The following is a 22704-nucleotide window of genomic DNA, read 5'->3' as shown; positions in this document are numbered from 1 at the left end:
GGGGTCATCGTTTTGCGCATAAACGATCCGCAATGGCGAAAGGTGTTCGCATAAGACAAAAAGCGCCCGGGGAGGGCGCTTTTGAGCCGCGAAGGGCTTGTGTGCTGGGTGTCAGGCTGCCTGCGCCAGGGCCTGGTCCAGATCGGCCAGCAGATCGTCGATGTGCTCGATGCCCACCGACAGGCGCACGGTGTCTTCCGTCACGCCCGTCTTGGCCAGTTCTTCGGGCGACAGCTGGCGGTGCGTGGTCGATGCCGGGTGCGTGGCCAGCGAACGCACATCGCCGATGTTGACCAGGCGGGTGAAGAGCTGCAGCGCATCCAGGAAGCGGGCGCCGCCTTCACGGCCCCCTTCGATGCCGAAGGTGAGGATGCCCGAGGCCTTGCCCGACAGGTACTTGCGCACCAGCGCGTTTTCCGGGTGGTCTTCCAGGCCGGCGTAGTTCACCCACTTCACCTTGGGGTGCTGCTTGAGGCGCTGCGCGATCTTGAGCGTGTTGTCGCTGATGCGGTCCATGCGCAGGGCCAGCGTCTCCACCCCCTGCAGGATCAGGAAGGCGTTGAACGGAGAGATGGCCGCGCCGGTGTTGCGCAGCGGGACCACGCGAGCCCGCCCGATGTAGGCCGCCGGCCCCAGGGCCTCGGTGTAGACCACGCCGTGGTAGCTGACGTCAGGCTCGTTGAGGCGCTTGAAGCGCTGCTTGTGCTGCGCCCACGGGAACTTGCCCGAATCGACGATGGCGCCGCCGATGCTGGTGCCATGGCCGCCCAGGTACTTGGTCAGCGAGTGCACCACGATGTCGGCGCCGTGCTCGATCGGCCGGCTCAAGTAGGGCGAGGGCACGGTGTTGTCCACGATCAGCGGGATGCCGTGGCGGTGGGCGATCTCCGCCACCTTGGCGATGTCGGTGATGTTGCCCGAGGGGTTGCCCAGCGATTCGACGAAGATCGCTTTGGTGCGGTCGTCGATCAGCGGCTCGAAGCTCTCGGGGTTGCGGTGATCGGCGAAACGCGTGGTGATGCCGAACTGGGGCAGGGTGTGCGCGAACAGGTTGTAGGTGCCGCCGTAGAGCGCGGTGGACGACACGATGTTGTCGCCCGCTTCAGCGATGGTCAGGATGGAATACGTGACCGCGGCCTGTCCCGAGGCCAGCGCCAGGGCGCCCACGCCGCCTTCGAGCGCGGCGACGCGCTGCTCCAGCACGTCCTGCGTGGGGTTCATGATGCGGGTGTAGATGTTGCCCGGCACCTTCAGGTCGAACAGGTCGGCGCCATGCTGGGCGCTGTCGAAGGCGTAGGCAGCCGTCTGGTAGATGGGCACGGCCACGGCGCGCGTGGTGGGCTCCGGCGAATAGCCGGCGTGCACGGACAGGGTCTCGAATTTCCAGTCGGATTTGCTCATGGTCGCCTCTTTTAGGGTGTGGGCGACCAGCTTAGGGGGGATCCGTTTTGCGCAAAAGCGCTGAAACCTCAGGTTTCAATGCGAAAAGCGCATATGTTGAGGGGCGTCATGGCCGCACGCCGTGGCGCTGGAACCAATCCAGCAGGCGTTGCCAGCCATCTCGCGCGTCATGGGCGCGGTAGCTGGGGCGGTAATCGGCAAAGAAGGCGTGGGGCGCCTCGGGGTAGACATGGATCTGCGAATCCCCTTGGCCGTGCTGCGCCAGCGCCGCCTGCATGCGCTCGACGCTGTCCGCCGGGATGCCGGTGTCCTGGCCGCCATACAAGCCCAGCACCGGGGCTTTCAGCTCACCCACCACATCGGCCGGTTGCCTGGGTGCCAAGGGCGAGGTCTTGCCTTCCAGTCGGCCATACCAGGCCACCGCCGCCTTCACCCGGGGTTGGTGCGCGGCGTACAGCCAGGTGATGCGCCCGCCCCAGCAGAAGCCGGTGATGCCCAGCGGGTTGGCGCTGCCGGACTGCTGCTGATCCACCCACGCCAGGGTGGCGTCCAGATCGGCCAGCACCTGCGCATCGGGCGTCTTGTAGACGTACTGCTGCATCAGTTCGTCGATGCTGCCCACCTGGGCTGGATCACCCAGTCGGAAATAGAGCGCGGGCGCAATGGCCAGGTAGCCCTGCTTCGCCAGGCGCCGGACCACGTCCTCGATGTGTTCATGCAGGCCGAAGATCTCCTGGACGACCAGCACCACCGGGTGCGGCCCAGGCGTGGCAGGCGCGGCGCGGTAGGCCGGCATCGTGCCGCCCTGCGTGGGGATCTTCACGGGGCCGGCCAGCAGGCCCTGCGAACTGGTGTGGATCGGGGCCTGTGTGCCAGGCTCTGCGGCCCGCGCGAAACGGGCGTGGTCGGGTGAACTGGGCGCTTGGGTCATGGAGGGATGTACAGGCGGCCGCTTGGTCGGCCGAGGGCATTGTGGTGCAATCAAACCATCCGCGAGCCAGGCTCGCCACATACCCTTTCAGCGCCCTCATGAGTCACAGCACGACACCCCCCGACGAATCAACCCTGAGCGGCCTGCTCCATGCCGATCGCCGTATCGGCAATGAGCATGCTGCCGTGCACAAGCCCCTGCACCCGTCGGCCACCTTCGCATTCAAGACTGCCAAGGACCTGGTGGCCGTGTTCCAGGGCGCCCAGCCCGGCTTTGTTTACGCCCGGCAGGGCAACCCCACCACGGCAGCGCTGGAGGCCAAGATCACCGCGCTGGAGGGCGGGCGCGGCACTGCCTGCTTCACCACCGGCATGTCGGCCATCACGGCCGTGCTGCTGACCTTGCTGCGCGCGGGCGATCATGTGGTCAGCAGCCAGTTTCTGTTCGGCAACACCAGCAGCCTGCTGCAGACCCTGCAGGGGCTGGGCGTGTCGGTGAGTTTCGTGGACGCCACCGATGCCGCCCACGTGCAGGCCGCACTGCGCCCTGAAACCCGGCTGGTGTTCGTGGAGACCATCGCCAACCCGCGCACGCAGGTGGCCGATCTGGCGGGCATCGGCGCCCTGTGCACCGATCGAGGGCTGGTCTATGTGGTCGACAGCACCATGACCACGCCGGTGCTGCTGCGCCCGCGCGAAGTAGGCGCCTCGCTGGTGGTGCATTCGCTCAGCAAGGGCATGGGCGGCCACGGACATGCGCTGGGCGGTTCGGTGACGGACACCGGCTTGTACGACTGGTCTGGCTACCCCAACATCGCCGAGCCCTACCGCAAAGGCGATCCGGGCAACTGGGGCCTGCAGCAGATCCGCAAGAAGGGCCTGCGCGACATGGGCGCCACCTTGCGGGCCGACGATGCCCACCGCATCGCCATCGGCATCGAGACCATGCGCCTGCGCGTGAGGCAGGCCAGTGCCAACGCGCTGGCGCTGGCCCAGTGGCTGTCCCTGCAGCCCCAGGTGGCCGCGGTGCATTACCCGGGTCTGCCGGGTCACGCGCAGCATGAGCGTGCTGCCGGCTTGCTCGACCAGGGGTTCGGGCCCTTGATGAGCTTCGAGTTGCAGGCCGGTGCCGACGTGTTCACCTTCCTGGATGCCCTGCGCCTGGTGATCCTGTCCAGCCACCTGGCAGACAACCGCACCCTGGCCATCCCGGTGGCGCACACCATCTTCTGGGAGGCCGGGGCCGAGCGGCGTGCGGCCATGGGCATCGCCGATGGGCTGATCCGCCTGTCGGTCGGCATCGAGGACGTGGCCGATCTGCAGGCCGATCTGGCGCAGGCCTTGTCAAGGATCTGATGGCCCCGCGCTGGCGCCCAGGTCAGCGCCAATACCCCAGGGCCGCGACCCACAGTGGCACGCTGGCCATGCCCAGCAGCGTCGACACCGTGATCAGGCCCGCCACGAACGGGCCGTTGCCGCCCATGCGCACCGCCAGCACGTAGCCGCTGGACGCGGTGGGCAGCGCGGCGAAAGCCACCAGCAGCGTGTGCTCCGGCAGCGACAGGCCCAGCCAGATGCCCAGCGGCAAGGCCAGCGCCGGCAGCACCAGGTGCCGGATCGCCAGCAAAGCAGAGGCCAGCGCGGGTGCGGCGGTCAGGCCCGTCAGCCGCAGACCGGCGCCCACGGCCAACAGGCCCAGGGGCAGGGCAGCCTGGCCGATGCGGTGGGTGCTTTCCTGGAACCACCAGGGCAGGCCTACGCCGCTGAGCTTGACCAGCAGTCCAGCCACGGTGCCCACGATCAAGGGGTTGCTGACCAGTTCCCGCCACAGGCTGTGTCCGCCGTGGCGTGCCAGCGACCACACTGCGCCCACGTTGCACAGCGGCACGCACAGTGCGATCAGCAAGGCCACCCAAGCCACGCCCTGGGTGCCGGCCAGGCGCTCGGCCAGTGCCAGCGCGATGTAGCTGTTGAAGCGAAAGGCCACCTGCGCGCCACTGGCATGCAGGCGCGCATCCACGCCCGGCGCTGCCCGCAGCGCCGTTGCCAGTGCAATGCCGGTCACGCACACCACCAGACCACCCGCCATCAACGGAGCGGCATCGCCCGGCTGCAAGGGGCTGCGCACGATGGACGAGAACAGCAGCGTCGGGAACAGCAGCCAGTACACCAGGCGCTCGACCACGTCCCACACGGGCCGCTGAAGCTGGGTGTACCGGCACAGCACAAAGCCCGTCATGATCAGAACGAAATCGGGCAGCAACAAAATCGGATCCAGCATGGGCCGCAAGCCTAACCGCAGCCGCGCCTGCGGCCTGGGGCAAACCCGCTCTTGTCAGCCGTGAAATCGCCCCAAACGTTGAAAAATCGCAGGACGGCTTCTTCTCGGGTGGATGGCTGTCCCAATTTGGAAAGGTGATGCCTTGTGTGGAACACGACGCGAATCGTGATGAGGGGGTTGGCCGCCGGCCGGCCATGGTGCGTTGCCGCCCTGGTGGCCGTGATGTCCGGCATGGCCGGTGTGGGCCATCTGCCGGGCGTATCCCAGGCCCACGCCGCGGTCCTGGAAAGCCAGCGCTTCGATGACAACGTGGTGGTGGCCGACCGCACCTTGCGCCTCAATGGCCTGGGCCTGCGCGGCGTGGCCTGGATCAAGGCCTTCGTGGCTGGGCTGTACGTGGCCGCGCCCTCGCGTGATCCGGGGCAACTGATGGCCATGCAAGGCCCCAAACGCCTGCGCCTGAAGATCATGCTGGAGGCTCCCAGCAAGGAGCTGTCCAAGGCTTTCTCGAAGGGCGTGCGCCGCAATGAAGTGGCTGCTGTGCAGGGCCAGTTGGGTGAGCGCATGGCGGTGTTCGCAGGCCTGATCGACAGCCTGGGCACCTTGAAGGTGGGCGATGCGCTGGACGTGGATTTCGTGCCGGGGCAGGGTGCCCAACTGCGGCACAACGGCAAGGCGGTGGGTGAGCCCGTGGCGGGCGAGGATTTCTACCGCGCCCTGCTCAAGATCTTCATCGGCGAGCGGCCGGTGGATGCCCGTCTCAAGGAAGGCATGCTGCGTGGCCGTGCCGAATGACCCCCACCTGGATCGCTTCCTCGATGCACTCTGGCTGGAAGACGGCCTGAGCGGCAATACGCTGGCCGCCTACCGCCGCGACCTGCAGGCCCTGGCGGGGTGGATGCTGGCCCATGCCGAAGGGCGTCCGCTGGTGCAGGCCCGAGAAACCGACCTGATGGGCTATGTGAGCGTGCGCCATGCAGGCTCCAAGCCGAGCTCAGCCGGGCGGCGGCTGAGCGTGTTCCGGCGCTTCTACCGCTGGGCCTTGCGCGAGCACCTGGCCACGGCCGATCCCACGCTCAAGCTCGACCCGCCCCGCCAGCGCCTGCGCACCCCCGCCACGCTGACCGAGACCCAGGTAGATGCCTTGCTGCAGGCGCCGGACCTGGGCGAGCCGCTGGGCCTGCGTGACCGCGCCATGCTGGAACTGATGTACGCGAGCGGCCTGCGCGTGAGCGAGCTGGTGGATCTGAAAGCCGTGCACGTGTCCCGCTCGGATGGCGTGGTGCGCGTGACGGGCAAGGGCAGCAAGGAGCGCCTGGTGCCTTTCGGGCAGGAGGCGGGCGAATGGCTCCGACGCTATGCCGACGAGGCCCGTGCCGCCATCCTGGGCGGGCAGGTCAGCGATGCGCTGTTCGTCACCGCGCGCGGTGGTGCCATGACCCGCCAGATGTTCTGGAAGCTGATCCGCAAGTACAGCATCGTTGCCGGCATCACCCAGCACCTGTCACCGCACACGTTGCGCCATGCCTTTGCCACGCACCTGCTCAACCACGGGGCCGATCTGCGCGTGGTGCAGATGCTGCTGGGGCACGCGGATATTTCAACCACGCAGATCTATACCCACGTGGCGCGTGAGCGGCTCAAGCAACTGCACCTGGCGCACCACCCGAGGGGCGGCGGCGAGCAGTCGGCTTGACCGCATCCCGTCATTTCAGCCATCTTCCCCGAGCAGGAAGCGCATCTCCGCGTCGGTGAAGCCGGCTTTCAGCCTGGCTTCCATGTTGTAAGGCGGCCTCAGGCGCGGCGCCTCGTAGCGCACAACCAGATCCGGGTAGACCGCCACCGGATCCAGCCCTTGCTGTGCGCACAGGTGGTGGAACCACCGGTTGCCGATGGCCACGTGGCCCACCTCGTCACGAAGGATGATGTCGAGGATGCCGACGGCGGCCTCGTCCCCCGCCTTGCGCAGCTTGGCCTGGATGGGCGGCGTCGCGTCCAGGCCCCGTGCTTCCAGCGTGCGCGGCACCAGGGCCATGCGCGCCAGGATGTCATGGGCCGTGCGCTCGCACATGGCCCACAGGCCGTTGTGCGCATCGAAATCGCCGTAGTCGTGGCCCAGGCCCTGCAGATGCTCGCGCAGCAGCGTGAAATGCAGCGCCTCTTCGCTGGCCACGCGCAGCCAGTCGGCATAGAAGTCAGCCGGCATGCCCTCGAACCGCCAGACAGCATCGAGCGCCAGGTTGATGGCATTGAACTCGATGTGGCAGATGGCGTGCAGCAGGGCGGCACGGCCTTCCAGGGTGAAGGGGGAGCGTGTCGGGACGTCCTTGGCCGCCACCAGCGCCGGCTTGGCAGGGCGGCCGGGCAGGGCGGCCCGCTGCGACTCACTGAGGTTAAGGAGGCCTTCGGTGCTGCTCTCTTCAGCCCACGCTGGGTGAGCGAGTGCCTGACGGTGCAGCGCGCGTGCAGCATCTGCCTTGGCGGCAGGGCTGGGCTGCAGCAGTGCGTCCAGCGCCTGCTGCCGCAACGACAAGGCAGGTGCTTCGGCGCTCACAGAATCATTCCCAAGGGCAGTCATCCCTCATTGTCGCGCGGCCTCGACCCATTCCCAGGGCCACCCCATCGGCCCGACCTGCTTCGTTCGCGTCAGTCTGCCCAGTTGACCCAGCCGAAGTGCCATGTCAGCAGCACGACCACGCCGAACACGATGCGGTACCACGCAAACGGCACGAAATCATGGCTGGACACGTAGCGCAGCAGCCAGCGCACGCACACCCAGGCCGACAGGAAGGCGAAGACCAGGCCGACCAGGAACAGCGGCAGGTCGGCCACCGACAGCAGGTGGCGTTCCTTGTAGAGGCTGTAGGCGCCCGCACCCATCAGCGTGGGGATGCCCAGGAAGAAGCTGAAATCGGTGGCCGCCTTGCGCGACAGGCCCATCACCATGCCGCCGATGATGCTGGCGCCCGAGCGGCTGGTGCCCGGCACCAGGGCCAGGCACTGCAGCAGGCCCACCAGCAGCGCGTCGCGCACGCTCATGTCGTCCACCGTGGCCACGCGCGGTGTGGCGCGGGCGGCCGGCCGGCGTTCGGCCCACAGGATGATGAAGCCGCCGATGATGAAGGTGGTGGCCACCACCTGCGGGGTGAACAGGTTTTCCTTGATGGCCTTGCCCAGCAGCAGGCCCATCACCACCGCTGGCAGGAAGCCGACGATCACGTTGACCGCGAAACGCTGGGCGCGGGCCTCGCTGCCGATGCCCCGGGCCGTGTCCACCAGCCGTTGCCAGTACACCAGCACCACCGCGAAGATCGCACCGGTCTGGATGGCGATGTCGAACACCTTGGCCTTGTCGGCCCCCACGTCCTGGCCGAATCCCAGCAACGAACCTGCCAGGATCAGGTGCCCTGTGCTGGAGATCGGCAGAAATTCCGTCAGCCCCTCGACGATGCCCATCAGGGCCGCTTTGATCAACAGCACGGTATCCACGTTGTATTTGTCCGTTCAAGCTTCATATGGCAGGTCAGCGAGCATCTTACCCAGCGTCCGTGACCACCCGCCCGCCGAGTCGCGGGGGGCCAAGGCCCCGGGCACCACGCGGTGGCCGGGCTGTGTCAGCATCCGGGGTGGATGTCGCAGGCAAGTGCCTCTGAGGCCGCTTCCTGCCGTCTGGTTCCCTGTTTTCCGTTCGTTCCGCTGTCCACCATGCCCTTGCCATCCGCCGACGCGTGGCTCAACCGCTACGCGGTCCTGAGCCAGCAGCTTTCCGATTCCGACCTGCGCGTCCCGCTGGGCACCGAGCAGCGCGGCCAGCCCCTGCCTGCGCCGCAGTGGGTGGACACCAGCGACAGTGCCGCGCAGGAGCTGGGCTGGCCCAGCGACTGGTGGCAGCAGTGGCCAGAGGCGCTGGAGGTGTTCACCGGCAATGCCGTGTGGCCCGGTATGCGCCCCATGTCCACCGTCTACAGCGGGCACCAGTTCGGCGTGTGGGCTGGCCAACTGGGTGACGGCCGCGCCTTGCTGCTCGGCGAGGTCGACACCCCGGCGGGCCCGCGCGAGGTGCAGCTCAAGGGCGCCGGCATGACGCCGTATTCGCGCCGCGGCGATGGCCGTGCGGTGCTGCGCTCATCGATCCGCGAGTTCCTGTGTAGCGAGGCCATGCATGCGCTGGGCATCCCGACCAGCCGTGCGCTGTGCCTGACCGCTTCGCCGCACCCGGTCTACCGCGAGACCCCCGAGACGGCCGCAGTGGTCACGCGCGTGGCGCCCAGCTTCATCCGCTTCGGCCACTTCGAGCACTTCGCCCACAGCGGGCAGCCTGGCCACCATCAGGCCCTGGCTGCGCTGGTGGATTTCGTGGTAAACCACCACCTGCCGCAGTTCGCCGACCTGCCACGCGCGGCCGACCAGCCCGCCGAACGTGCCGTGGCCTTGTTGCAGCATGCCGCCCTGACCACGGCCGACCTGATGGCGCAGTGGCAAGGGGTGGGCTTCTGCCACGGGGTCATGAACACCGACAACATGTCCATCCTGGGGCTGACCATCGATTACGGCCCCTACGGCTTCCTCGATGGCTTCGACCCGGACCACATCTGCAACCACTCCGATCACTCGGGCCGCTACCGCTGGCGGCAGCAGCCCGATGTGGGCTTCTGGAACGTGGGTGCGCTGGCCCAGGCGTTGGCGGCCCTGGTGCCTGATGCCGCCGAGAAGGGCAGTGATGGGCAGGAGCGCATCCTTGAGGCCCTCAAGGCCTATGAGGCGCGCTATGCCGAACAGATGACCGCACGCTGGCGTGCCAAGCTGGGCCTGCAGGGAGCGCAGCAGCCGCAGGATGTGGGCCTGATCCAGGACTGGCTGGCGCTGATGGCGCGCCAGCGTGCCGATTTCAGCATCACCTTCCGCCGTCTGGGCGCCTGGCGCGCCGACCTGCCGGCCGAGGCGCCCGAGAACGCGCCCGTGCGCGATCTGTTCGTCGACCGCGCCGCGTTCGATGCCTGGGCCGACCGCTATGGCCAGCGCCTGTCCCTCGAGGGGGCCCCCGGTGATGCCGACGCCCAGGCCGCGCGCCGCGCCAGAATGGACGCTGTGAACCCGTGGATGGTGCTGCGGAACCATCTTGCCGAAAGCGCCATCCAAGCCGCGCAGGCCGGTGATTTCAGCGAAGTGCGCCGGCTGCATCGCGCCCTGACGCAACCCTTCACCGAGCAGCCCGGCAACGCCCGGGATGCCGATTTCCCGCCCGACTGGGCCAATGCCATCGAGGTCTCCTGTTCATCATGAGCGACGACTACAAGGTCAAGAAAACCGATGCCCAGTGGCGCGAGCAACTGGATCCCATGCAGTACCAGGTCACGCGCCATGCCGCCACGGAGCATGCGTTCACCGGCAAGTACTGGGACCACACCGCCGACGGCATCTACCGCTGCGTGTGCTGCGGTGCGCCGCTGTTCGACTCGGGCACCAAGTTCGACGCCGGCTGCGGCTGGCCCAGCTATTTCGAACCCATCCGCGGCGAGATCATCGAGCGCGTGGAAGACCGCAGCCACGGCATGGTGCGGGTCGAGGTGCGCTGCAAGGATTGCGGGGCTCACCTGGGCCATGTGTTCGACGACGGCCCGGCGCCCACCGGCGAGCGTTTCTGCATCAATTCCGCCGCGATAGACTTCAAGCCTCGCTGACTTTCCCTTGATGCACTGCGGGCGCACTCCCTGCGCCACGCCCAATGCCATGAAACTGCTGCTGGATTTCCTTCCCATCATCCTGTTCTTCGCTGTCTTCAAATGGGGCGATGGCAACAGGGAACTGGCCGGCCAGTGGCTGACCCAGCACCTGGGCTTCATGGTCGCGGGCGGCGTGGTGGGTGCCAAGGAGGCGCCCATGCTGCTGGCCACCGTGGCCGTGGCTGCCATCTCCGTGCTGCAGATCGTGGTGATGAAGCTGCTGCGCAAGAAGATCGACACCATGCTGTGGGTCAGCCTGGTCACCGTGCTGGGCCTGGGCGCGCTCACCATCTATTTCCACAGCCCGACCTTCATCATGTGGAAGCCCACGGTGATCTACTGGGCGATGGGCGGCGGCCTGCTGGTCAGCGACATCATCATGAAGCGCTACGTGCTGCGCAAGATGATGAGCGCCTCCGACCTGGACCTGCCCGAGGCCATCTGGCGCAACCTGAGCTGGGCCTGGGTGCTGTTCTTCCTGGGCATGGGCGTGCTCAACCTGTACGTGGCCTACAACTTCTCCGAGAGCACCTGGGTGAACTTCAAGATGTGGGGCGGTCTGGGCCTGATGCTGGTGTTCACACTGGCGCAAGGTGTGTACCTGAGCCGCCACATGCCGCAGGCCAAGCCCAAGGCCGATCCCGGGGTGTCGCCATGAGCGCCGTGAACACACCACCATCGGGCGGCGTCACGGCTGCTTTGGTCGAGGCCACCCTGCGCGAGGCGCTGGCCCTTGAATCCATCGAAGTCACCGACGACAGCCACCTGCACGCCGGCCATGCTGGAGCACGCGAAGGACGCCATTTTTCGGTCCACCTGCGAGGCAGTTGCTTCAACGGCCTGTCACACGTGCAGCGTCATCGCCTTGTGTATGATGCCCTGCGCCACGTGATCCCCCAGGGGATCCACGCCTTGGCCATCAAGGCAGAAGCCTTGTAGGCCGCTCCAGAACGCTCAGAACGAACACCGCGACATGGTGTCGCGATCCAAAGGAATCCCTGTGCTGATGAACACCTCCCGTATCGCCAAGGCCGCGGCTGCGGCCGCCCTGGTCTTGGCCGCCCCCGTGGTGCTGGCCCAGAACATCGCCCTCGTCAATGGCAAGCCGGTGCCCAAGGCCCGCCTCGATGCCATGCTGACGCAGTTGGCCAAGCAGGGCCAGGCCCCGTCGCCCGAGCTGGAAGGCAAGGTCAAGGAGCAGCTGGTGCTGCGCGAGATCTTCGCGCAAGAGGCCGAGAAGCAGGGCATCGCCGCCTCCAAGGATTACCGTGAACAGATGGAGTTCGCCCGTCAGTCGGTCCTGATCCAGACCCTGTTCGCCGACTACGAGAAGAAGCATCCTTCGACCGAAGCAGAGGCCCGTGCCGAGTACGACAAGATCAAGGCCGCCAACGGCGACAAGGAATACCGTGCCCGCCACATCCTGGTCGAGACGGAAGACCAGGCCAAGGCCCTGATCGAGCAGCTCAAGAAGGGCGGCAGCTTCGAAGACCTGGCCAAGAAGAATTCCAAGGACCCGGGCTCTGCCGAGAACGGCGGCGATCTGGACTGGGCTGCTCCCGGCAACTACGTGCCCGAGTTCTCCGAAGCCATGACCAAGCTGCAGAAGGGCCAGTACACGCCAGTGCCGGTCAAGTCGCAGTTCGGCTTCCACATCATCAAGCTGGAAGACGAGCGCGCCACGCAGTTCCCGTCCTTTGACGAGGTCAAGGCGCAGATCATCCAGCGCAACACGCAGGCCAAGCTGGCCAAGTACCGCGACGACCTGAAATCCAAGGCCAAGACGGACTACAAGTTCAGCGAGTAAGCGGGTTCGTCAGCAGGGCGGCGTTGCCTCCGGCCGCCGCCGTGTTGGTGCACACCACCTGCTCCGTGGCAAAACGGGGCAGGTAGAGCGGCCCGCCGGCCTTGGGGCCGGTGCCGCTCAGGCCCTGCCCACCAAAGGGCTGCGAGCCCACCACCGCGCCCGTGATGCCGCGGTTCACATACACATTGCCCACCCGCGCGCGACGCGCCACGTACTCTGCACGGGCGTCGATGCGCGTGTGCACGCCCAGGGTCAGCCCGAAGCCGGTCGCGTTGATCTGGTCGATCAGCGCGTCGAGCGAATCGGCCTCGCAGCCCGGGCCCCAGCGCACCACATGCAGCACGGGGCCGAAGTGTTCATCGGTCAGCGCCGACACCCGCGGCAGTGTCCAGGCCGAGGGCACCACGAAGGGCCATGCACGGGCCACGGTGGGGGCGGGCGCCTCGGCGCGGCCGATCAGGTGCACGCCACTGCCATCGCGTTCGGCATCGGATGCCAGGGCGTCCAGGTGCGCCGCCAGGCGCTCGCGTGCGCGCTCGTCGATCACGGGCCCCACATCCGTCTGCCACTGAGCCGGATCTCCCACCACAAGGGTGCGCAAGGCACCGGCCAGCAGGTGCTCGAACGCATCGGCCACGGCCGTGTGCACACACAGCAACCGCAGTGCCGAGCAGCGCTGCCCGGCGCTGCCGAAGGCGCTGCCCAGCACGCTGTCGAGCAATTGCTCGGGCAGGGCGGTGCTGTCGGCGATCAGCGCGTTGAGCCCGCCGGTTTCCGCGATCAGCGGCACGATGGGGTGAGGGTGGGCCTGGCTCCGCTCGCTCAGCATCCGCTGCAGGGCCAGCCCGGTGGCCACCGAGCCGGTGAAGGCCACCCCGGCGCACAGCGGGTGGCGCACCAAGGCCGAGCCGATGGTGGCGCCATCGCCGCACAGGCAGCTCAGGGCATCGTGCGGTACACCGGCATCCTGCAAGGCCTGCGTGAAGCGCCGGGCGATCCGGGGCGTCTGCTCGGCAGGCTTGGCCGCCACGGTGTTGCCCATGGCCAGGGCCGCCATCACCTGCCCGCCAAAGATCGCCAGCGGGAAGTTCCAGGGCGCGATGCAGACCCACACGCCGCGTGCCCGAAGGCGCCATTCGTTGCGCTCTCCGGTAGGCCCTGGCATCGGCCGGGGTTGCAGCCAGTCCCGCGCATGTTGGGCGTAGTAGCGGGCGTAGTCGATGGTTTCCCGCACCTCGCTGATGGCGTCGCTCCAGCACTTGCCGCTTTCGAGCACCAAATCGGCTGCCCAGCTGTCGAGTTCCTGCTCCAGGCGTGATGCGACGCTCTCCAGCGCCTGGCAGCGTGCACTCCCGCGGGCCTCCCAGTCCGCCAGGCCTGCTTGCAGGCGCGCCATGGTCGGATCGATCTCTGCCACTGAGGCCGTGGCCGGCGCTTCAGCCGATCGCGATCTCGCTGCCGCCCATGCTGCAGCGAGCGCATCGCGGTGGGGACCGTGGTGGATGTCCCGGCCCCATGGGTTGGGCCGGGCCTGCCCATACAGCAGGCGCGGCGGCGTGACCGCAACCAAGTCGGTGCTGCCGGTGTGTGGCACCACCAGCAGGGGCGACATCAGCAGTTGCTCCAGTGGCACCAGCGGGTCGGCCAGCTGGTGTACGAACGACGCGTTGGCGCCGTTCTCGAGAAGCCGGCGCACCAGGTATGCCAGCAAATCCTTGTGCGAGCCCACCGGTGCGTAAACACGAAGGGCCATCGCGCTGGTGGCGCCGCCGGCTCCCGCCGGACTGGAGGCCAGGATCTCGCGCCATGTCGCTTCGCCCATGCCGTGAAGGCGCTGCCACTCCAGCCGATCTGCAGCAACCCCTGCGCGGCGAGCCAGTTGCATCACCGCGGCCACGGTGGCCGCGTTGTGGGTGGCGAACTGCGGCAGCACGTCCTGGTGATGCGTCAGCAGCCGGTGGGCGCAAGCCAGGTAGCTCAGGTCCGTATGAGCCTTGTGGGTGTAGACGGGAAACCCGGGCAAGCCCAGCTCCTGTGCGCGCTTGAGTTCGCCGTCCCAGTAGGCGCCCTTGACCAGCCGCACCGTCAGGCGCCTGCCGTGGGCGCGTGCCAGCCTGACCGCTTCGTCGATCGAGGGCAGGGCGCGGTGCTGGTAGGCCTGGATCGCCAGCCCCAGCCCCTGCCAAGCCGCCAGCCTTGGGTCTTCACGGCCCAGTGCCGACAGGTGTCCGAGCAATCGGTCCAGCACGACAAACTGCAACTCCAGCCGCCACGATTCTTCGGCATCGAGTGTGAGCTGCAGATCAGACTGCGCCGCCAGTTCGCACAGGTCTGCCAACCGAGGTATCAGATGCGCCAGCACATCATGGACGTGGGCGATCTCCAGGCGTGGGTGCAGGGCCGACAGCTTGATCGACAGGCCGTCGCCGGGATGCGCGGGGCCTGGATGATCGCGCGGCGGGCGCCCATCAGCCTGTGCCAACTGCTCAAGGGCGTGCCGATAGGCATGGTGGTAGCGATCTGCATCTGCCCAGGTGCGTGCACCTTCCCCGAGCATGTCGAAGCTGAAGCAAAGGCGTTGCGCGGGCTTGGCGGATTGCATGCGGCGCGCGCGGGCCAGGGCCTCGCCGATGTCCTGACCGAGCACGAACTGCTGTCCGAGCAACTGGACTGCCCGCACGGTGGCAGCCACCACCGTCGGTGCGCCCAGGCGCTGCAGCCATCCTTGCGGGCTGTGATCTACCGGCGGCAGCAGGGCCTTTCCCAAATCCAGCACACGGTGCGTGAGGCTGGCCACCAGACCTTGTTCGACCGGCGCGGAGGGGCCGGAGAGAACTTTGCTGGCGCCCCCTTTGAGCTGGTCGGCCGTCAGTGCCAGGGCAGTGTCCGTGTCGGGCACCCGCAGCAGTGCTTCGGCCAGGCGCATCAGGCCCAGGCCTTCCTGGGTGTTCAGCGGAAACTCATGCAGCAGCGATTCAAGTGCCCAGGGCGGGCCGGGATGGCCGCGTACCCCCTGCACCCAGGGTGTGCATTGCTCTCTCACGGCAGACCAGTCCAGCAGGCCGGACAACTGGGCCCTGAGGGCGGCCACGGCCTGGTTTTCATCACGCCATGGAGGCGGCAGGCGTTCGGCGGGCAAGGGAAGGCTCACGGGTGACGACCTCCTGCTGGGCGATGCCGTCAGGTTAGCGTCAAGTGGCGACAGCGTCCATGAACGTTGTCGCGGCGCGTTGCTGTCGCTCAGCGTTTGCGGAACACCAAGTCCCACACGCCATGGCCCAGGCGCAGTCCACGGTTCTCGAACTTGGTCAGGGGCCGGTAGTGCGGCTTGTCAGCGTAGCTGTCGGCGGTGTTGACCAGATCGGGCGCTGCGGACAGCACCTCCAGCATCTGCTGGGCATAGGGCTCCCAGTCGGTCGCGCAATGCAGGTAGCCTCCCGGGGCCAGGCGCGATGTCAGCAGGGCCACCAGTGGCGGCTGGATCAGCCGGCGCTTGTGATGGCGCTTCTTGTGCCAGGGGTCAGGAAAGAAGATGTGCACGCCCGACAGCGAGGCCGGTGCGATCATGTTTTCCAGCACTTCGACCGCATCGTGACGAATGATGCGGACATTGCTCAGCGACTGCTCGCCGATGCGCTTGAGGTAGGCGCCCACGCCCGGCTCGTGCACTTCGCAGCCGATGAAGTCGGTGTCGGGCAGCACGCCCGCGATGTGTGCCGAGGCCTCGCCCATGCCGAAGCCGATTTCCAGTACGACAGGTGCCACCCTGCCGAACGTGGCGGGGTAATCCAAGGGCTGTTGCTGGTAAGTCAGCAGGAAGCGTGGCCCCAGATCTGCCAGGGCTCGGTTCTGGCCATCCGTGGTGCGGCCGGCCCGCATCACGTAGCTGCGGATGGTGCGGCGAGGGGCGGGGCTTTCGAGCGAATCTGCGTCGGAAAGCGTCGAATCGGCGTGGTCTTCTTGCATGGTGGAAAGCAGGGCGCGGGACATGGTTGGCGGGACGCCAGACCGGGCCAAGGCTGCGGATTGTCCGTCAATCCGCAGCGAAAACAACACCCTAGGGTTGCGCCTGATGAGGCCCCCTCATTTGCGGGGGCGACAAAAGTCACGAACGGCCCCCCCGTTCAATGGGTTACGGGCAAACGCCTAATGCTGGACAGCAAGGAGGGAAGGCATGATGAGGACGTCGTTTGATAACAGTCAGTCAAAAAACTTTCCTCAACGGAGTAACACCATGATTTCTACTTTCAAGAGCGCTGTGGTTGGTTCGGTCCTTGCTGCTGGCCTGGCATTCAGTGGTGCGGCTTCTGCTGGCATCACCCTGGACACTTCGGCATTGAAGTCTGATGCCATCCTGCAACTGGGCAACGTGGCCTACAACGTTTCCAGCGCTGCCTACATCGAGTTTGGCGCCCTGGGCAACACCACGAAGCTGTCCGACGGTCAAGAGTGGAGCGAAACGTTGCAGAAGTACGTTCCGGTTCCTCGCTATAACATGCCCGTCACCAAGGCCACCGTCTCCATCGGCTGGGACCTGAAGATCACTGCCAACAGCGGCCAATCGTCGCGCTCGGCCCTGCAACTGAAGCGTGGCTACGTCAACGTGGTGCTGGCCAACTTCTCCATCGATTTCGACAAGGAAATCGTGTACGCCGACGTGTTCACCGACGGCAAGCTGACCAAGACCAAGGCCACCATCTATGATTTCGATGTGGTCGAACCCCAGAAGATCAGCTTCAAGAACCTGGTGCTGAACCAGAGCGTGAAGATCGGCAAGCTCAAGCTCACGCAAGAAGCGCAAAACCTGCTGGGTGACGGCCTGTACATCGAAGAAATCCTGCGCCCTCAGCTGGCCGCTCTGGACTTCGGTACCATCAGCGTCCTGGTGACTTCGTACAAGCGTACGCCCAAGGCCAACGCCACGCCTTTCACGGCTGCTGACATCCCTGCCAGCCCCGCTCCCTGATTTCCGCGCCAATCGGCGCTGAACAGATCAACCCGCTGACGCAAGTCAGCGGGTTTTTTGTTTCACGGGCTTCGTTGCATGAAGCGAGAGATTTCTGACGCTCGCTTGACGTTGCGCGTAATTTTCCCGGTTCGTGCCAATGGCGTTGTCTCCCAGTCCTGGTTTGTAACCAAAGGCACACCGATCCCAGGCATCATTCATTCATCTTTTTGTTTGCGGGAATGAAGATGAACATGCAGCTTTTCAAGCGCGGAGGCCTGATCCTCTCGGCCACACTGGGCTTTGGGTTCAGCAACATGGCGTCTGCGTTGTCGCTCGACACCACGTACCTGCAGGCCAATTCGACCCTGCAGTTCTCGTCCTCTGCATTCAATGCGACGAATCTGCTGGACATATCGTTCAGCACGATGGGCAATGCCTATCAAAGTGGCAGTGTGACCACCAAAGGTGTCACTGTTCCCACCTTCGTGCTGCCTGTCACCAACGCAGATGTGTCCATTGGCTGGAATCTGAAGGTGTCTCCCAATTCGGGTGACGCCACCGGCTCCGGCCTGTTGCTCACGCGTGGGTATGCGCAACTGGGTTTGGCCAATTTCTCCATCGACTACACCACGGACAAGGTTTTTGCCGACGTGATGTGGGGGGGCAAGAGCACCAACATGGCGGTGTACTCGTTCACGGAGCAAAGCGACCTGAAGATCGGCTTGAGTGGCCTGAGCCTGACCATGAACCAGACACTCGGCAACCTCAAGCTGACCAATCAAGCCGTGGACACATTCGCATCGGTGCTGGGCGTGGACGACGTCTTCAAGGGGGTCATGACAGGCCTTGATTTCGGAACGATCACCATCGACATCAAGACCGCATTGCGCAAGCCGATCTCCGACACCCCGCTGACAGCGGCGTCCATGGTGCCTGAGTCATCCACCTACCTGATGATGGCATTGGGTCTGGCAGGCATTGCGACGGTTGCTCGCCGCAAGCGGCGCGGCTAAGGGTCGTCGACACAAGGCAAAAGCTCCCTGGCCAGGGAGCTTTTTTGTTTGGAGCGGGCGATGGGAATCGAACCCACGTCTTGAGCTTGGGAAGCTCAGGTCCTGCCATTGAACGACGCCCGCCTGGCTGGTCACAGGGCGATTGTACTGGCAGGGTGGATGTCTTCAGAAAAAAAGCGCCCAAACCAGCAGCCCGATCAGGGCCCACTTGCCGACGTAGTACACCGTGCGGTTCTTCGCCTTCAGCGCCTTGCCTTTCAGGCGGATCTGGTAGGCGTGATAGAAGAATTTGTTGAGCCCCCCGATCGGTTCGCCTTCCACATTCTGTGTGGCCGATGCTGTCATCACCAGTGTCGCAAACACCTTGTTGATCCACCGCACAACGGGCGTGTAGACAGGTCGTTCGATGTCTGCGAACAGGATGATGCGAGGGTGGTTGGTGGTGTTCTCGGCGTAGTGGATGTAGGTTTCATCGAACATCACAACCTCGCCATCCTTCCAGTGGTAGCGGCCGCCGTCGACCTCGATGAAGCAGCCAGGGTCGTTGGGGGTGATCAGGCCCAGGTGGTAGCGCAGTGAGCCAGCATAGGGGTCGCGGTGTTTGACCAGCGTGGCGCCCGGCGGCAATGAGGCGAACATGGCCGCCTTCACGCCAGGGATCTGGCGCAGCAGCGCCACGGTCTTGGGACACATTTGCTGGGCAGATGGCAGGTCATCGCCATACCACTTCAGGTAAAAGCGCTTCCAGCCTGTGCGGAAAAATGAGTTGAAACCGATGTCGGTGTAGCCATCGGCGGCCTTGATGCTGCCTTGGCCATCAAGCTGAAGGGCCTCCTCGCGCATCACCTGCCAGTTTTCCTGCAGGATCTTCAGCTCTGGAAAGTCCTTCGGATCCAGGTAGGGTTTGGAGCCGACCTTGGAAAACAGCACCATCAGCGAGTTGAACGGTGCGATCAGCACCGTGAAATCGGTGAGTGCCCGGAGCATGCCGAAGCGCACCCTGCCGCGGAAGTGCGCATGCAGCGCAGCGGCAATGAACACCAGCAGTACCCAGTGACGGGTTTCGAGCGGCCAGAAATAGTGCGTGAAATTCATGGGGCGGACACCAGCGAGTCAACCGCCCATTGTCGCGCAAACCCCTGTCTGGTGCGATATCGCCCCCGTGACGCGCTTCGTGACAGGGGGCTCAAATCTATAATCAACGGTTCCGCCCCCAAGGCCCGCACACCCCATCTTTCGCTGGGGGCCAGTGCCTTTGCTCAGAAAGCCGCCGAATGAAAGCCGCAGAGATCCGCAAGACCTTCCTGGAGTTCTTCCAGTCCAAGGGCCACACCATCGTGGCGTCCAGCCCAGTGGTGCCGGGCGATGACCCCACGCTGCTGTTCACCAACGCGGGCATGAACCAGTTCAAGGATGTGTTCCTGGGCTTCGAAAAGCGCCCGTACACACGTGCCACCACCTCGCAGAAATGCATCCGCGCGGGCGGCAAGCACAACGACCTGGACAATGTGGGCTACACGGCGCGGCACCACACCTTCTTCGAGATGCTGGGCAACTTCAGCTTCGGGGACTACTTCAAGCACGACGCCATCCAGTACGCCTGGGAGCTGTTGACCACGCAGTTCAAGCTGCCCAAGGACAAGCTCTGGGTCACCGTCTACTCCGAGGACGATGAGGCCTATGAGATCTGGAACAAGGTGGTGGGCGTGCCCGCCGAGCGCATCGTGCGCATCGGTGACAACAAGGGCGGCCGCTACATGTCCGACAACTTCTGGATGATGGGCGACACCGGTCCCTGCGGCCCGTGCACCGAGATCTTCTATGACCACGGCCCCGAGGTCGCCGGCGGCCCCCCCGGCAGCCCCGATGAAGACGGCGACCGCTACATCGAGGTCTGGAACAACGTCTTCATGCAGTTCAACCGCACCGAAGACGGCGTCATGCACAAGCTGCCCAAGCCCAGTGTCGACACCGGCATGGGCCTGGAGCGCATCACGGCGGTGCTGCAGCATGTGCATTCCAACTACCAGATCGACCTGTTCCAGGCTCTGCTGGCCGCGGCCAAGAAGGCGGTGGATGAGGCCGGCGCCGGCGACAGCGATGCCGACAGCCCCAGCCTGAAGGTCATCGCCGACCACATCCGTGCGTGTTCCTTCATCGTGACCGACGGCGTCATCCCCAGCAACGAAGGTCGCGGCTATGTGCTGCGCCGCATCACTCGCCGGGGCATCCGCCATGGCTACAAGCTGGGCGCGCGCACCCCGTTCTTCCACAAGCTGGTGGGTGCCCTGGTCGAGCAGATGGGCGAGGCCTACCCTGAGCTGCGCCAGAGCGAGAAGCGCATCGTCGAGGTGCTCAAGACTGAAGAAGAGCGCTTCTTCCAGACCATCGCCAACGGCATGGAGATCCTGGACGGGGCCCTGGCCACGGGCGTGAAGCAACTCGATGGCGAAACCGCCTTCAAGCTGCACGACACCTACGGTTTCCCGGTGGACCTGACCGCCGACGTCTGCCGCGAGCGTGATGTCACGGTCGACCAGGCCGGCTTCGACGCCGCCATGGCCGAACAACGCCGCAAGGCCCGCGAAGGCGGCAAGTTCAAGATGGCCGCCGGCCTGGAATACAGCGGCGTGCCGACCGTGTTTCACGGTTATGACCACCTGTCGCAAGAAGGTGCCAAGGTCACCGCCGTCTATGTCGACGGTGCGCTCGTGGCCCAGGCCAACGCGGGCGACGATGCCGTCATCGTGCTCGACAACACCCCGTTCTACGCCGAATCCGGCGGCCAGGCTGGCGACAGCGGTGAGCTGCGCAATGGCACCAGCCGCTTCATCGTCGAAGACACGCAGAAGATCCAAGCCGATGTCTACGGACACCATGGCCGTGTGGTCGAGGGCGGCATCAAGGTGGGCGACACCCTCAACGCCCGTGTCGATGCCGATGTGCGTGCGCGCACCATCCGCAACCACAGCGCCACCCACCTGATGCACCTGGCCCTGCGCAAGGTGCTGGGCGAGCACGTGCAGCAAAAGGGCTCGCAGGTCACGGCCGAGCGCACGCGCTTCGACTTCGCGCACAACGCCCCGATGACGGACGACGAGATCCGCCAGGTCGAAGAACTCGTCAACGCCGAGATCCTGGCCAACGACGACACCAGCGCCCAGGTGATGGACCTGGAATCCGCCCAGAAGAGCGGCGCCATGATGCTGTTCGGCGAGAAATATGGCGACGAGGTCCGCGTGCTGAGCATCGGCACCTCCAAGGAGCTGTGCGGCGGCACCCACGTCAAGCGCACCGGTGACATCGGCCAGTTCAAGATCGTGGCCGAAGGCGGTGTGGCCGCAGGCGTTCGCCGCGTGGAGGCCGTGACGGGCGCCAACGCGCTGAGCTACACCCAGGGCCTGGAAGGCACGGTCAAGGGCCTGGCCGCCTTGCTCAAGGCCGCGCCAGCCGAGGTACCGGCCCGCGTGGCCGCTGCGCAAGACCAGATCCGGGCGCTGGAGAAGGAAATCGCCGCGCTCAAGGGCAAGCTGGCCTCCAGCCAGGGCGACGAACTGATGCTCAAGGCCGTGGACATCAAGGGCATCAAGGTGCTGGCCGCCACGCTCGATGGCGCAGATGCCAAGACCTTGCGCGAGACCATGGACAAGCTCAAGGACAAGCTCAAGACGGCGGTCATCGTGCTGGCCGCGGTGGAGGGCGGCAAGGTGCAGATCGCGGCTGGCGTCACGGCCGACAGCACGGGCAAGGTCAAGGCCGGCGAGCTGGTCAACTTCGTGGCTCAGCAGGTGGGTGGCAAGGGCGGTGGCAAGCCGGACATGGCCATGGCCGGCGGCACGGACGCCACGGCGTTGCCGCAGGCTCTCGACGGCGTGCAGGCCTGGGTCAGCGAGCGCCTGTGATCATAGGGGGCTGGTGCCCCCTAGCCTTTGGGAGGCCGCCGGATCAACGGGTGTGTACGCTTCAATGACTCGAGATGACCACCATGGCGCGAAACATTCGCGTGCCGGTGGGCATCGTGTCCTCATCATTGAAGGGAGCTCCCATGTTCAAACCTGTTGCGAAGATGCTCGGCCTGGCCGTGCTCGCAGCGTCCGCATCCGCGGCGTCTGCGGCACTCATTTCTTCCGGTGTGGCCGACGTCACCGGAACCTGGAGTTTCGACTTCGACACCGGCACCCAGGGCAACTACATCACCGACAGTGGTCAGGATGCCTGGTGGGAACAGATCACGTCGACCACGCGCCAGCTCGTGCCCACGAATGGCGCGCAGATCGTCAACCTGGGCAACATCACCTTCGCCACCCTGACCGACTCGGCGTTGGAGGGCCTCACCTATGGTTCGACGCCCATCGTGGGCAGTGATGTGGGCAATGTGCTGACCTTCGGCAATGTGTTCGCGGTCAAAACCAGTGACGGCAACTACGCCAAGGTGCTGGTGTCCGCCCCGTTTTTCGACGCCACCAACAACAACGGCCTGATCTTCTACTACGAGACTTATTCGCCCGCCGTTCCTGAGCCAGGCAGCGTGGCGATGGTGCTGGCCGGGGTAGGGGTCGCCGCGTGTGGCGCTCGCCGCCGCAAGCATCTGCCGATCTGAT

The 22704-nt window shown here is 65.7% G+C and carries 20 protein-coding genes and 1 tRNA gene; 12 read left to right on the top strand and 9 right to left on the bottom strand.

The window, feature by feature from the left end; genetic code table 11:
- Positions 1-111: 111 nt before the first annotated feature.
- Both EIP75_RS02600 and EIP75_RS02595 read right to left on the bottom strand, forming a co-directional pair.
- Positions 112-1401, bottom strand: coding sequence for an O-acetylhomoserine aminocarboxypropyltransferase/cysteine synthase family protein (locus tag EIP75_RS02600; RefSeq protein WP_125241682.1), 1290 nt, complete (start codon positions 1399-1401; stop codon positions 112-114).
- A 106-nt stretch (positions 1402-1507) separates the two neighbouring features.
- Positions 1508-2332 carry a dienelactone hydrolase family protein gene (locus EIP75_RS02595; protein ID WP_125241681.1) on the bottom strand — a complete coding sequence of 275 codons (825 nt, stop codon included), beginning with the start codon at positions 2330-2332 and terminating at the stop codon, positions 1508-1510.
- Between the two features lie 98 nt (positions 2333-2430).
- On the opposite strand from EIP75_RS02595, the gene EIP75_RS02590 reads away from it, so the two are divergent.
- The gene (locus tag EIP75_RS02590) at positions 2431-3687 is read left to right on the top strand and encodes a cystathionine gamma-synthase family protein (protein WP_125241680.1); all 1257 of its coding nucleotides are present in this window, start codon (positions 2431-2433) and stop codon (positions 3685-3687) included.
- 22 nt (positions 3688-3709) lie between these two features.
- On the opposite strand, the gene EIP75_RS02585 is transcribed toward EIP75_RS02590, so the two are convergent.
- On the bottom strand, positions 3710-4612 hold the full coding sequence (locus EIP75_RS02585) for an AEC family transporter (RefSeq protein WP_125241679.1): 903 nt from the start codon (positions 4610-4612) through the stop codon (positions 3710-3712).
- A 168-nt stretch (positions 4613-4780) separates the two neighbouring features.
- Here EIP75_RS02585 and EIP75_RS02580 point away from each other — a divergent pair, with 168 nt between their 5' ends.
- Both EIP75_RS02580 and xerD read left to right on the top strand, forming a co-directional pair.
- Positions 4781-5407 (top strand): chalcone isomerase family protein, encoded by a 627-nt coding sequence (locus EIP75_RS02580; RefSeq protein ID WP_233584661.1) that lies wholly within the window; start codon positions 4781-4783, stop codon positions 5405-5407.
- Positions 5364-6308 carry a site-specific tyrosine recombinase XerD gene (gene xerD, locus EIP75_RS02575; protein WP_125241677.1) on the top strand — a complete coding sequence of 315 codons (945 nt, stop codon included), beginning with the start codon at positions 5364-5366 and terminating at the stop codon, positions 6306-6308. Before EIP75_RS02580 ends, xerD begins: the two co-directional genes overlap by 44 nt.
- A 15-nt stretch (positions 6309-6323) precedes the next feature.
- On the opposite strand, the gene EIP75_RS02570 is transcribed toward xerD, so the two are convergent.
- Positions 6324-7190 carry a ferritin-like domain-containing protein gene (locus tag EIP75_RS02570; protein WP_125241676.1) on the bottom strand — a complete coding sequence of 289 codons (867 nt, stop codon included), beginning with the start codon at positions 7188-7190 and terminating at the stop codon, positions 6324-6326.
- A 68-nt stretch (positions 7191-7258) separates the two neighbouring features.
- Positions 7259-8101: an undecaprenyl-diphosphate phosphatase gene (locus EIP75_RS02565; protein WP_125241675.1), complete on the bottom strand. Its 843-nt coding sequence runs from the start codon at positions 8099-8101 to the stop codon at positions 7259-7261.
- 216 nt (positions 8102-8317) lie between these two features.
- Between EIP75_RS02565 and EIP75_RS02560 the strand changes: the two genes are divergently transcribed.
- The 5 genes from EIP75_RS02560 (at position 8318) to EIP75_RS02540 (ending at position 12142) form a co-directional block, all read left to right on the top strand.
- On the top strand, positions 8318-9895 hold the full coding sequence (locus tag EIP75_RS02560; protein WP_125241674.1) for a protein adenylyltransferase SelO: 1578 nt from the start codon (positions 8318-8320) through the stop codon (positions 9893-9895).
- Positions 9892-10293 carry a peptide-methionine (R)-S-oxide reductase MsrB gene (gene msrB / locus EIP75_RS02555; RefSeq protein WP_125241673.1) on the top strand — a complete coding sequence of 134 codons (402 nt, stop codon included), beginning with the start codon at positions 9892-9894 and terminating at the stop codon, positions 10291-10293. Before EIP75_RS02560 ends, msrB begins: the two co-directional genes overlap by 4 nt.
- Positions 10294-10342: 49 nt before the next feature.
- Positions 10343-10993 carry a septation protein A gene (locus EIP75_RS02550; protein WP_125241672.1) on the top strand — a complete coding sequence of 217 codons (651 nt, stop codon included), beginning with the start codon at positions 10343-10345 and terminating at the stop codon, positions 10991-10993.
- Entirely contained in the window at positions 10990-11274 is a 285-nt protein-coding gene (locus EIP75_RS02545; protein ID WP_125241671.1) for a BolA family protein, read from the top strand. The genes EIP75_RS02550 and EIP75_RS02545 overlap by 4 nt, the downstream gene beginning before the upstream one ends.
- A 67-nt stretch (positions 11275-11341) precedes the next feature.
- Entirely contained in the window at positions 11342-12142 is an 801-nt protein-coding gene (locus EIP75_RS02540) for a peptidylprolyl isomerase (protein ID WP_125241670.1), read from the top strand.
- Here the strand turns inward: EIP75_RS02540 and EIP75_RS02535 are convergent.
- The gene (locus EIP75_RS02535; RefSeq protein WP_125241669.1) at positions 12132-15293 is read right to left on the bottom strand and encodes a proline dehydrogenase family protein; all 3162 of its coding nucleotides are present in this window, start codon (positions 15291-15293) and stop codon (positions 12132-12134) included. The genes EIP75_RS02540 and EIP75_RS02535 overlap by 11 nt on opposite strands.
- 89 nt (positions 15294-15382) lie before the next feature.
- On the bottom strand, positions 15383-16132 hold the full coding sequence (gene trmB, locus EIP75_RS02530) for a tRNA (guanosine(46)-N7)-methyltransferase TrmB (protein ID WP_125241668.1): 750 nt from the start codon (positions 16130-16132) through the stop codon (positions 15383-15385).
- A 244-nt stretch (positions 16133-16376) separates the two neighbouring features.
- Between trmB and EIP75_RS02525 the strand changes: the two genes are divergently transcribed.
- The gene (locus EIP75_RS02525; protein ID WP_125241667.1) at positions 16377-17108 is read left to right on the top strand and encodes a hypothetical protein; all 732 of its coding nucleotides are present in this window, start codon (positions 16377-16379) and stop codon (positions 17106-17108) included.
- Positions 17109-17341: 233 nt separating this feature from the next.
- Positions 17342-18103, top strand: a complete 762-nt coding sequence (locus EIP75_RS02520; RefSeq protein ID WP_158622721.1) for a PEP-CTERM sorting domain-containing protein — start codon at positions 17342-17344, stop codon at positions 18101-18103.
- Between the two features lie 49 nt (positions 18104-18152).
- On the opposite strand, the gene EIP75_RS02515 is transcribed toward EIP75_RS02520, so the two are convergent.
- Positions 18153-18226, bottom strand: a tRNA-Gly gene (locus EIP75_RS02515).
- A 42-nt stretch (positions 18227-18268) separates the two neighbouring features.
- Positions 18269-19198: an aspartyl/asparaginyl beta-hydroxylase domain-containing protein gene (locus tag EIP75_RS02510; protein WP_125241665.1), complete on the bottom strand. Its 930-nt coding sequence runs from the start codon at positions 19196-19198 to the stop codon at positions 18269-18271.
- A gap of 179 nt (positions 19199-19377) precedes the next feature.
- Between EIP75_RS02510 and alaS the strand changes: the two genes are divergently transcribed.
- Together alaS and EIP75_RS02500 are read left to right on the top strand one after the other, a co-directional pair.
- Complete coding sequence (alaS, locus tag EIP75_RS02505; RefSeq protein WP_125241664.1) at positions 19378-22005, top strand: alanine--tRNA ligase; 2628 nt, start codon at positions 19378-19380, stop codon at positions 22003-22005.
- 143 nt (positions 22006-22148) lie between these two features.
- Positions 22149-22703, top strand: a complete 555-nt coding sequence (locus EIP75_RS02500) for a PEP-CTERM sorting domain-containing protein (RefSeq protein ID WP_125241663.1) — start codon at positions 22149-22151, stop codon at positions 22701-22703.
- Position 22704 lies beyond the last annotated feature (1 nt).

The sequence above is a fragment of the Aquabacterium soli genome (genome assembly GCF_003933735.1).
GTDB classification, from domain to species: Bacteria; Pseudomonadota; Gammaproteobacteria; order Burkholderiales; family Burkholderiaceae_C; genus Aquabacterium; species Aquabacterium soli.
Note: the sequence above shows the minus strand (reverse complement) of the source record. Positions and strands in the feature narration are given on the sequence as shown.

What these genes read in the sequence shown, in the direction of transcription:
- EIP75_RS02585 (WP_125241679.1), bottom strand. Translation starts at nt 4,612, where the DNA reads ATGCTGGATCCGATTTTGTTGCTGCCCGATTTCGTTCTGATCATGACG.
- EIP75_RS02525 (WP_125241667.1), top strand. Translation starts at nt 16,377, where the DNA reads ATGATTTCTACTTTCAAGAGCGCTGTGGTTGGTTCGGTCCTTGCTGCT.
- xerD (WP_125241677.1), top strand. Translation starts at nt 5,364, where the DNA reads ATGCCCGTCTCAAGGAAGGCATGCTGCGTGGCCGTGCCGAATGACCCC.
- EIP75_RS02600 (WP_125241682.1), bottom strand. Translation starts at nt 1,401, where the DNA reads ATGAGCAAATCCGACTGGAAATTCGAGACCCTGTCCGTGCACGCCGGC.
- alaS (WP_125241664.1), top strand. Translation starts at nt 19,378, where the DNA reads ATGAAAGCCGCAGAGATCCGCAAGACCTTCCTGGAGTTCTTCCAGTCC.
- EIP75_RS02590 (WP_125241680.1), top strand. Translation starts at nt 2,431, where the DNA reads ATGAGTCACAGCACGACACCCCCCGACGAATCAACCCTGAGCGGCCTG.
- msrB (WP_125241673.1), top strand. Translation starts at nt 9,892, where the DNA reads ATGAGCGACGACTACAAGGTCAAGAAAACCGATGCCCAGTGGCGCGAG.
- trmB (WP_125241668.1), bottom strand. Translation starts at nt 16,132, where the DNA reads ATGTCCCGCGCCCTGCTTTCCACCATGCAAGAAGACCACGCCGATTCG.
- EIP75_RS02510 (WP_125241665.1), bottom strand. Translation starts at nt 19,198, where the DNA reads ATGAATTTCACGCACTATTTCTGGCCGCTCGAAACCCGTCACTGGGTA.
- EIP75_RS02570 (WP_125241676.1), bottom strand. Translation starts at nt 7,190, where the DNA reads ATGACTGCCCTTGGGAATGATTCTGTGAGCGCCGAAGCACCTGCCTTG.
- EIP75_RS02545 (WP_125241671.1), top strand. Translation starts at nt 10,990, where the DNA reads ATGAGCGCCGTGAACACACCACCATCGGGCGGCGTCACGGCTGCTTTG.
- EIP75_RS02500 (WP_125241663.1), top strand. Translation starts at nt 22,149, where the DNA reads ATGTTCAAACCTGTTGCGAAGATGCTCGGCCTGGCCGTGCTCGCAGCG.
- EIP75_RS02595 (WP_125241681.1), bottom strand. Translation starts at nt 2,332, where the DNA reads ATGACCCAAGCGCCCAGTTCACCCGACCACGCCCGTTTCGCGCGGGCC.
- EIP75_RS02520 (WP_158622721.1), top strand. Translation starts at nt 17,342, where the DNA reads ATGCAGCTTTTCAAGCGCGGAGGCCTGATCCTCTCGGCCACACTGGGC.
- EIP75_RS02540 (WP_125241670.1), top strand. Translation starts at nt 11,342, where the DNA reads ATGAACACCTCCCGTATCGCCAAGGCCGCGGCTGCGGCCGCCCTGGTC.
- EIP75_RS02580 (WP_233584661.1), top strand. Translation starts at nt 4,781, where the DNA reads ATGAGGGGGTTGGCCGCCGGCCGGCCATGGTGCGTTGCCGCCCTGGTG.
- EIP75_RS02560 (WP_125241674.1), top strand. Translation starts at nt 8,318, where the DNA reads ATGCCCTTGCCATCCGCCGACGCGTGGCTCAACCGCTACGCGGTCCTG.
- EIP75_RS02550 (WP_125241672.1), top strand. Translation starts at nt 10,343, where the DNA reads ATGAAACTGCTGCTGGATTTCCTTCCCATCATCCTGTTCTTCGCTGTC.